7 protein-coding genes are annotated in these 7,614 nt (G+C 71.1%); 6 read left to right on the top strand and 1 reads right to left on the bottom strand.

Annotated features, from left to right (window positions below; genetic code table 11):
• Positions 1 to 8 precede the first annotated feature (8 nt).
• The 3 genes from DY240_RS25265 to DY240_RS25255 all read left to right on the top strand — a co-directional run bounded on the left by DY240_RS25265 (position 9) and on the right by DY240_RS25255 (position 4,540).
• Entirely contained in the window at positions 9 to 317 is a 309-nt protein-coding gene (locus DY240_RS25265) for a chorismate mutase (protein ID WP_119662460.1), read from the top strand.
• A 192-nt stretch (positions 318 to 509) separates the two neighbouring features.
• Positions 510 to 3,980 (top strand): DNA polymerase III subunit alpha, encoded by a 3,471-nt coding sequence (gene dnaE / locus DY240_RS25260; protein WP_119662459.1) that lies wholly within the window; start codon positions 510 to 512, stop codon positions 3,978 to 3,980.
• Positions 3,965 to 4,540, top strand: coding sequence for a DUF2567 domain-containing protein (locus DY240_RS25255; protein ID WP_147375519.1), 576 nt, complete (start codon positions 3,965 to 3,967; stop codon positions 4,538 to 4,540). The genes dnaE and DY240_RS25255 overlap by 16 nt, the downstream gene beginning before the upstream one ends.
• Here the strand turns inward: DY240_RS25255 and ybaK are convergent.
• Entirely contained in the window at positions 4,537 to 5,034 is a 498-nt protein-coding gene (gene ybaK, locus DY240_RS25250) for a Cys-tRNA(Pro) deacylase (protein ID WP_119662457.1), read from the bottom strand. The two genes, DY240_RS25255 and ybaK, sit on opposite strands and share 4 nt — an antisense overlap.
• 129 nt (positions 5,035 to 5,163) lie before the next feature.
• On the opposite strand from ybaK, the gene DY240_RS25245 reads away from it, so the two are divergent.
• The 3 genes from DY240_RS25245 to DY240_RS25235 all read left to right on the top strand — a co-directional run.
• Positions 5,164 to 6,138, top strand: a complete 975-nt coding sequence (locus tag DY240_RS25245) for an acetylxylan esterase (RefSeq protein WP_119662456.1) — start codon at positions 5,164 to 5,166, stop codon at positions 6,136 to 6,138.
• 79 nt (positions 6,139 to 6,217) lie between these two features.
• Entirely contained in the window at positions 6,218 to 6,979 is a 762-nt protein-coding gene (locus DY240_RS25240) for an IclR family transcriptional regulator (RefSeq protein ID WP_119662455.1), read from the top strand.
• Between the two features lie 13 nt (positions 6,980 to 6,992).
• Positions 6,993 to 7,614: bifunctional 4-hydroxy-2-oxoglutarate aldolase/2-dehydro-3-deoxy-phosphogluconate aldolase (locus DY240_RS25235; RefSeq protein ID WP_119662454.1), on the top strand; the 622-nt coding region annotated here is incomplete at its 3' end.

Below are 7,614 nucleotides of genomic sequence, written 5' to 3'. Positions count from 1 at the left end.
TCGCGCCGCTGGTCCGCTCCGCCGTGCCGGACACACTGGCCGGCTGCCGCGCGGCCATCGACGCCGTCGACGCCGCCCTGGCCACGCTGCTGGAGCACCGGGTCGCGCTGGCCGGGCGGGTGCAGCGGCTCAAGCCGGTGGGCGGCCACGCCGGCCGCGACGCGCGGCGTGAGGCGGCCATCGTGGCCGCCATGGCCGAGCGGGCGCCGTCCCTCCCGCCGGAGTCGCTGGCCCGCATCGTGACCGCGATCATCGAGGCCGGGCTGGACGCCGCCGAGCGGGACATGTCGGACGAACCGCCCGTGTGGCGGCTGTGACCGGAGTCTCCCCGGAGCGCCTCACCCCGGTTGTCGGAGCCGCGGCATAGGCTGTCTCCAGTCCCCGGCGCGCACCCCCTCTGACGCCGGTGGAGTGTCTGCGTGAGGAGGCGTCTGAACGTCGTGTCGAGTGCTGCCAGTTCCTCCGGATCGTCGAGCTTCGTGCACCTGCACGTGCACACCGAATACTCCATGCTCGACGGCGCCGCCCGTCTGGACGACCTCTTCAGCGAGGCCGCCGAACAGGGCATGCCGGCGCTGGCCACCACCGACCACGGCAACGTGTTCGGCGCCTACGAGTTCTACAAGAAGGCGCAGAAGTACGGCGTCAAGCCGATCATCGGCACCGAGGCGTACCTGACGCCGCGCACCAGCCGGTTCGACAAGACCCGCGTGCGGTGGGGCGACGGCGGCGGCGACGACGTCTCCGGCAGCGGCGCCTACACGCACATGACGATGTTCGCCGAGAACACCGGCGGCATGCACAACCTGTTCCGGCTGTCGTCGCTGGCCTCCATCGAGGGCTTCTACTTCAAGCCGCGCATGGACCGCGAGCTGCTGCAGAAGTACTCCGCCGGCATCATCGCCACCACCGGCTGCCCCAGCGGCGAGGTGCAGACGTTCCTGCGGCTGGGCAAGTACGACGAGGCCATCAAGGCCGCCGCGGAGTTCCGCGACATCTTCGGCAAGGACAACTTCTTCCTCGAGCTGATGGACCACGGGCTCGACATCGAGACCCGCATCCGCGAGGACCTGCTGCGGCTGGGCAAGGAACTCAACCTTCCGCTGCTGGCCACCAACGACCTCCACTACACCCACAAGGCCGACCACGAGGCGCACGCCGTCCTGCTGTGCGTGCAGTCCGGCTCCACGCTGGCCGACCCCAAGCGGTTCAAGTTCGACGCCGAGGACTTCTACCTCAAGACCGCGGCCGAGATGCGCGAGAAGTGGGCCGACCTCCCCGAGGCCTGCGACAACACCCTGCTCGTCGCCGAGCGCTGCGACGTCAAGTTCGTCGAAGAGGCCGGCAAGTACATGCCGCGCTACCCGGTGCCGCCGGGCGAGGACGAGGTCTCCTGGTTCATCAAGGAGGTCGAGCGCGGCCTGCACAAGCGGTTCCCCAACGGCATCTCCGACGAGGTGCGGGCGCGGGCGAACTACGAGACCGAGGTCGTCACCACCAAGGGCTACGCCGGCTACTACCTCGTCGTCGCCGACTTCATCAACTGGGCCAAGAACAACGGCATCCGCGTCGGCCCGGGTCGAGGCTCCGGCGCGGGGTCCATCGCGGCGTACGCCATGGGCATCACCGACCTCGACCCCATCCCGCACGGCCTGATCTTCGAGCGCTTCCTCAACCCCGAGCGCAAGTCCATGCCCGACTTCGACATCGACTTCGACGAGCGCCGGCGCGGTGAGGTCATCCGGTACGTCACCGAGAAGTACGGCACCGACCACGTCGCGCAGATCGTCACCTACGGCACCATCAAGGCCAAGCAGGCCATCAAGGACGCCAGCCGCGTCCTCGGCAACCCGTTCGCGGTCGGCGAGCGCATCACCAAGGCCATGCCGCCGGCCGTCATGGGCAAGGACATCCCGCTCTCGGGCATCTTCGACCCCGAGCACAAGCGGTACGCCGAGGCGGGGGAGTTCCGGTCGCTGTACGAGTCCGACGCCGAGGTGCGCCGGGTCGTCGACACCGCCAAGGGCCTGGAGAACCTGAAGCGCCAGTGGGGCGTGCACGCGGCCGGCGTCATCATGTCGTCGGCGCCGCTGCTCGACACCATCCCCGTCATGAAGCGCGAGCAGGACGGCGCCATCATCACCCAGTTCGACTACCCGACCTGCGAAGAGCTCGGGCTGGTCAAGATGGACTTCCTGGGCCTGCGCAACCTCACCATCCTCGACGACGCGCTGAAGAACATCGTCCGCAACGGCAAGGACGCCATCGTCCTCGAGGAACTGCCGCTGGACGACCGCGCCACCTACGAGCTGCTCGGCCGCGGCGACTCCCTCGGCGTCTTCCAGCTCGACGGCGGGCCCATGCGCTCGCTGCTGCGGCAGATGAAGCCCGACAACTTCGAGGACATCTCCGCCCTCATCGCGCTGTACCGCCCCGGCCCGATGGGTGCGAACAGCCACATCAACTACGCGCTGCGCAAGAACAACCAGCAGCCCATCACGCCCATCCACCCCGAGCTGGCCGAGGCGCTCGAACCGATCCTCGGCACCACCTACGGCCTGATCATCTACCAGGAGCAGGTCATGGCCATCGCCCAGCAGCTGGCTGGGTACACGCTCGGAAAAGCCGACCTGCTCCGGCGGGCCATGGGCAAGAAGAAGCGCGAGGTGCTCGACGCCGAGTACGTGCCCTTCTCCGAGGGCATGAAGGCCAACGGGTTCTCCGACGCCGCCATCAAGACGCTCTGGGACATCCTGGTCCCGTTCTCCGACTACGCGTTCAACAAGGCGCACAGCGCCGCCTACGGCGTCATCGCGTACTGGACGGCCTACCTCAAGGCGCACTACCCGGCCGAGTACATGGCCGCCGTGCTCACGTCGGTCCGCGACGACAAGGACAAGACGGCGCTGTACCTGTCCGAGTGCCGCCGCATGGGCATCAAGGTGCTGCCGCCCGACGTCAACGAGTCCGCCGGCGACTTCACCCCGGTCGGCACCGACATCCGCTTCGGCCTCACCGCCATCCGCAACGTCGGCGCCAACGTCGTCGACGGCATCGTCGCGGCCCGGCAGGAGAAGGGCCGGTTCGAGACGTTCCCCGACTTCATGGACAAGGTCCCGGTCCACGTGTGCAACAAGCGGGTGGTCGAGTCGCTGGTCCGGGCCGGTGCGTTCGACTCCCTCGGCTACGCCCGCCGCGCGCTGGCCGCCGTCGTCGACGACGCCGTCGACACCGTCATCTCGCTCAAGCGCAACGAGGCCATCGGCCAGTTCGACCTGTTCGGCGGTGCGGGCGACGACGCCGGCGGCGGCTTCGAGGTCGCGGTGCCCGAGCTGACCGAGTGGGACAAGAAGCAGAAGCTGGCCTTCGAGCGCGAGATGCTCGGCCTCTACGTGTCCGACCACCCGCTGCTCGGGCTCGAGCACGTCCTCGCCAACGCGTCGGACAAGCCGATCTCCGCGCTCAGCGACGAGAGCGAGGTGCCCAACGGCGCCACCATCAGCGTCGGCGGGCTCATCACGTCGCTGCAGCGCAAGGTCAGCAAGCGCGGCGACACCTGGGCCATCGTCACCATCGAGGACCTCGAGGGCTCCATCGAGGCGATGTTCTTCCCGGCCACCTACCAGCTGTACGCGCTGCAGCTGGCCGAGGACGAGATCGTCGTGGTCAAGGGCCGGCTCGACCGCCGAGAGGAGTCGCCGCAGCTCATCGCCGCCGAGCTGAGCCTGCCCGACCTCTCCGACGGCCCGTCCGGCCCGGTCGTGGTCACCATGCCGATGACCCGCTGCACGCCGCCGGTGGTCGAGCGGCTCAAGGACGTCCTGGTCACGCACCCCGGCGTCACGCCGGTGCACCTGCGGCTCACCGGGTCCAGCCGGACGACCGTCATGAAGCTCGACGACCGCCTACGGGTCACCCCGTCGACGGCGCTCATGGGCGACCTCAAGCAGCTGCTGGGGCCGACGTGTCTGGCGTCGTAGTGACCCGGGCCGAACGGCTGGGTCACGCCGCGCCGAGCACCGTCCGGGTCGTCACGCAGATCGTCGTCGCGTCCGTCGTCGCCGGTGTCCTCATGGGGGTGCTGTGGTGGCTGCTGGCGCCCGACGTCCAGGGTGTCGTGGTCGACGGCGGGCTGGGCGTCGACGCCCACGAGGGCCGGCACCTGTTCACCCGCGACGCCGTGTTCACGCTGATCGGCGCCGGCGCCGGACTGCTGCTCTCGGCCGTGTTCGCCGTCTGGCACCGGCGCAACCCGGTGGCCGTCCTGGTGTCGCTGGCCGCCATGGGCGTCGTCGGGTCGCTGATCGCCCGGTTCGTGGGCGGGTTCCTGGGCCCCGACGGCGACGTGTCCGGGCTGGCCGACGGCGCCGACGTGCTGTTCCCGCTGCGGCTGGAGACGGACGCGGCGCTGCTGGTGTGGTCGATGGTCGCCGTCGTGGTGGCCGCCGTCATCGCGCTGTTCCGCGAGGACCGGACGCCGTGGGCGGTGCCGGGCGCTGGCACCGGCCACGGCGCGGGCGCCGGCGGCTTCGGCGACTAGCTGGTGCGGCCGATGGTGGCGGTCTTGGCCCCCGTCAGCCTGATGAGGTCGGCCGGGGTGATCTCGACGTCGAGACCGCGGCGGCCGGCCGAGACGAACACCGTCGGGTAGCCGTAGGCCGACTCGTCGACGATGGTGGGCAGCCGGCGCCGCTGCCCGAACGGACTGATTCCCCCGACCACGTAGCCGGTGGCCCGCTCCGCCTTGGACGTGGCGGCCATGACCGCCCGCTTCCCGGAGGCGGCACGAGCCAGCGACTTGAGGTCCAACGACCCCGACACCGGCACCACGGCGACGACGAGCTCGTCGTCGACCTCGGCCAGGAGGGTCTTGAAGACGCGCGTCGGCACGACACCGAGGGCGCGGGCCGCCTCCAGGCCGAACGACGGCGCGGAGGAGTCGTGGTGGTACGGGTGCACGCTGAACGGCACTCCGGCTCGCTCCAGCGCCAGCGTGGCCGGTGTACCTGTGCGCTGGCGTGTTGTTGTCCCCATTAGGGCAATCTAGACCCAACCGGTGGCATTCGTCATCGCACGCGCCGAGGGTCGGTGGCCTCCGGGCCTCCGTTAGAGTGCACCCTACTGGTCAGACCACATCAACGACGCCCGCGGAGGACGCCCGCCATGCCGTTGTTCGACAAGCCTCTCTCGGAACTGCGCGAGTACCGCCCCGAACGCGACGAGCAGCCCGACTTCGACGAGTTCTGGTCCCGGACGCTGGCCGAGGCCGCACAGTTCCCGCTCGACCCGCAGTTCACCCCGTATGACGCCGCGCTCAGCCTCGTCGACGTGTACGACGTGCGGTTCTCCGGCTGGGGCGGGCACCGCATCGCCGGCTGGCTGATCGTCCCGGCCGGCGCCGCCGAGCCGTTGCCGGCCGTCGTGCAGTACATCGGCTACGGCGGCGGCCGCGGTTTCCCGCACGACTGGCTGGCCGCGGCGGTCGCCGGGTTCGCGACGTTCGTCATGGACACCCGCGGGCAGGGGTCGGCCGGGTCGCCGGGCGACACCCCCGACCCCACCGGCGGACAGAACGCCCAGACCCCGGGCTTCATGACCCGCGGCGTGCTCGACCCCGACGACTACTACTACCGCCGTGTCTTCACCGACGCCGTCCGGGCCGTCGACGTCGCGGCGTCGCACCCTCTGGTCGACGGGTCCCGCATCGTGATCGGCGGCGGCAGCCAGGGCGGCGGCATCGCGACGGCGGTGGCCGGGCTGCGGTCCGGGCTGATCGGCGCCATGATCGACGTGCCGTTCCTGACCGGCTTCCGGCGGGCGACGGAGATCGTCGAGACCCAGCCGTACTACGAGATCGCGCGGTACCTGTCCATCCACCGCGACCACGAGGAGCAGGTGTTCCGCACGCTGTCCTACTTCGACGGCATGAACTTCGCCGCCCGTGCGACGACGCCGGCCCTCTACAGCGTCGCCCTCATGGACACCACCTGCCCGCCGTCGACGGTGTTCGCCTCGTACAACCACTACGCCGGGCCGAAGGAGATCAAGGTCTGGCCGTACAACAAGCACGAGGGCGGGCAGACGTTCCAGACGCGCGAGCAGCTGCGCTGGCTGCGCGACATCGCCAAGGGTGGCTGAGCCGGCGCGCTCCGCGACGCCCGCTATGATGGGCTCATCTACACAATGCCGTTGTGCATAGCGCAACAGGGGTGAGCCGGTGGAGCGGAACAACTCGTCGTCGCTGCGACGAGGGATCGCCCTGCTCGACGCCGTGGCGGAGGCCACGGCGTCGGGCGGCGCGACGCTGACCGAGCTCGCCGCCGCGATCGGCGTGCACAAGAGCTCGGCGCTGCGGCTGCTCGCGCCGCTGGCCGAGGCCGGCCTGGTCCGGGTCGAGGGCGGCCGGCACCTGCTCGGGCCGCGAACCGCGCAGCTGGGCCGCGGCTACCTCGACTCCGTCGACCTGCGGGCGCTGGCCCAGCCGGCGCTGCGCCGGCTGGTCGAGGAGTCCGGCGAGTCGGTGCACCTCGTGCTGCCGGATCTGCCCGACATGGTCTACATCGACAAGATCGACGGGCCGGGGCGGGTGCGGATGAACTCCTACGTCGGCTCCCGCCAGCCGGCCCACTCGACCGGCGTCGGCCGCGCCTACCTCGCCTTCGCGCCGCCGGAGGCCGTCGACGCCGTCGTCGCGCACGGACTGACTCCGCGGACGGAGCGGACGGTCACCGAGCCGGCGGCGTTCCGGGCCGGGCTGGCCGCGATCCGCGAGCGCGGGTACGCCGTCGACGACGTCGAGAACGAGGCGGACATCCGCTGCGTCGCCGCCCCGGTGTTCGACCACGACGGCGCCGCCGTCGCCGCCGTCTCCGTCGCCGGGCTGGCCACGCGCATCACCCCGGACCGGTTCGAGCGGCTCGGCGAGCTCGTCGTCGCCGCCGGCCGCGCGATCTCGCACCAGCTCGGCGCACCACAGTGAGAGAGGAACCACGATGACCGACCGCATCCCCCCGAGCGCCCAGCTGCGCGAGACGGGTGTCATGGCGATCCTCCGGGCCCGCTCGGCCGACCGGTTCGGCGAGATCAGCCGGACGCTCGTCGACGCCGGTATCACCTGCCTGGAGATCACGCTGACGTCGCCGGGCGCGCTCGAGGCGATCAAGGCCATCCGGGCGGACCTGCCCGACTCCGTCGACGTCGGCGCGGGGACGGTCGTCGACGCCGACCAGGCGCGGGCGGTCGTCGAGGCGGGCGCGGGGTTCGTCGTGTCGCCGTCGATGGAGGCCGACGTCGTCGCCGTCGCCCGCGAGGCCGGCATCCCGGCGTACCCGGGCGCGTTGACGCCGACTGAGGTGCTGGCGGCGTGGCGCGCCGGCGCGACGGTGGTCAAGCTGTTCCCGGGCTCGGCGGTCGGGCCGTCCTACATCACGGCGCTGCGCGGGCCGTTCCCGGAGATCGCGATCATGCCGACCGGCGGCGTCAGCCTCGACAACATCGGCGACTGGATCCGGGCCGGCGCGGCCGGCGTCGGGCTCGGCGGGCCGCTGCTGGGCGACGCCGCCGACGGGGGAGACCTCGGTGCGCTGGCCGACCGGGCGGCGCGGGCGCTGGCGG

It is taken from the genome of Jiangella rhizosphaerae (genome assembly GCF_003579925.1).
Classification (GTDB): Bacteria; Actinomycetota; Actinomycetes; order Jiangellales; family Jiangellaceae; genus Jiangella; species Jiangella rhizosphaerae.
This window is presented reverse-complemented; position numbering and strand designations above follow the sequence as displayed.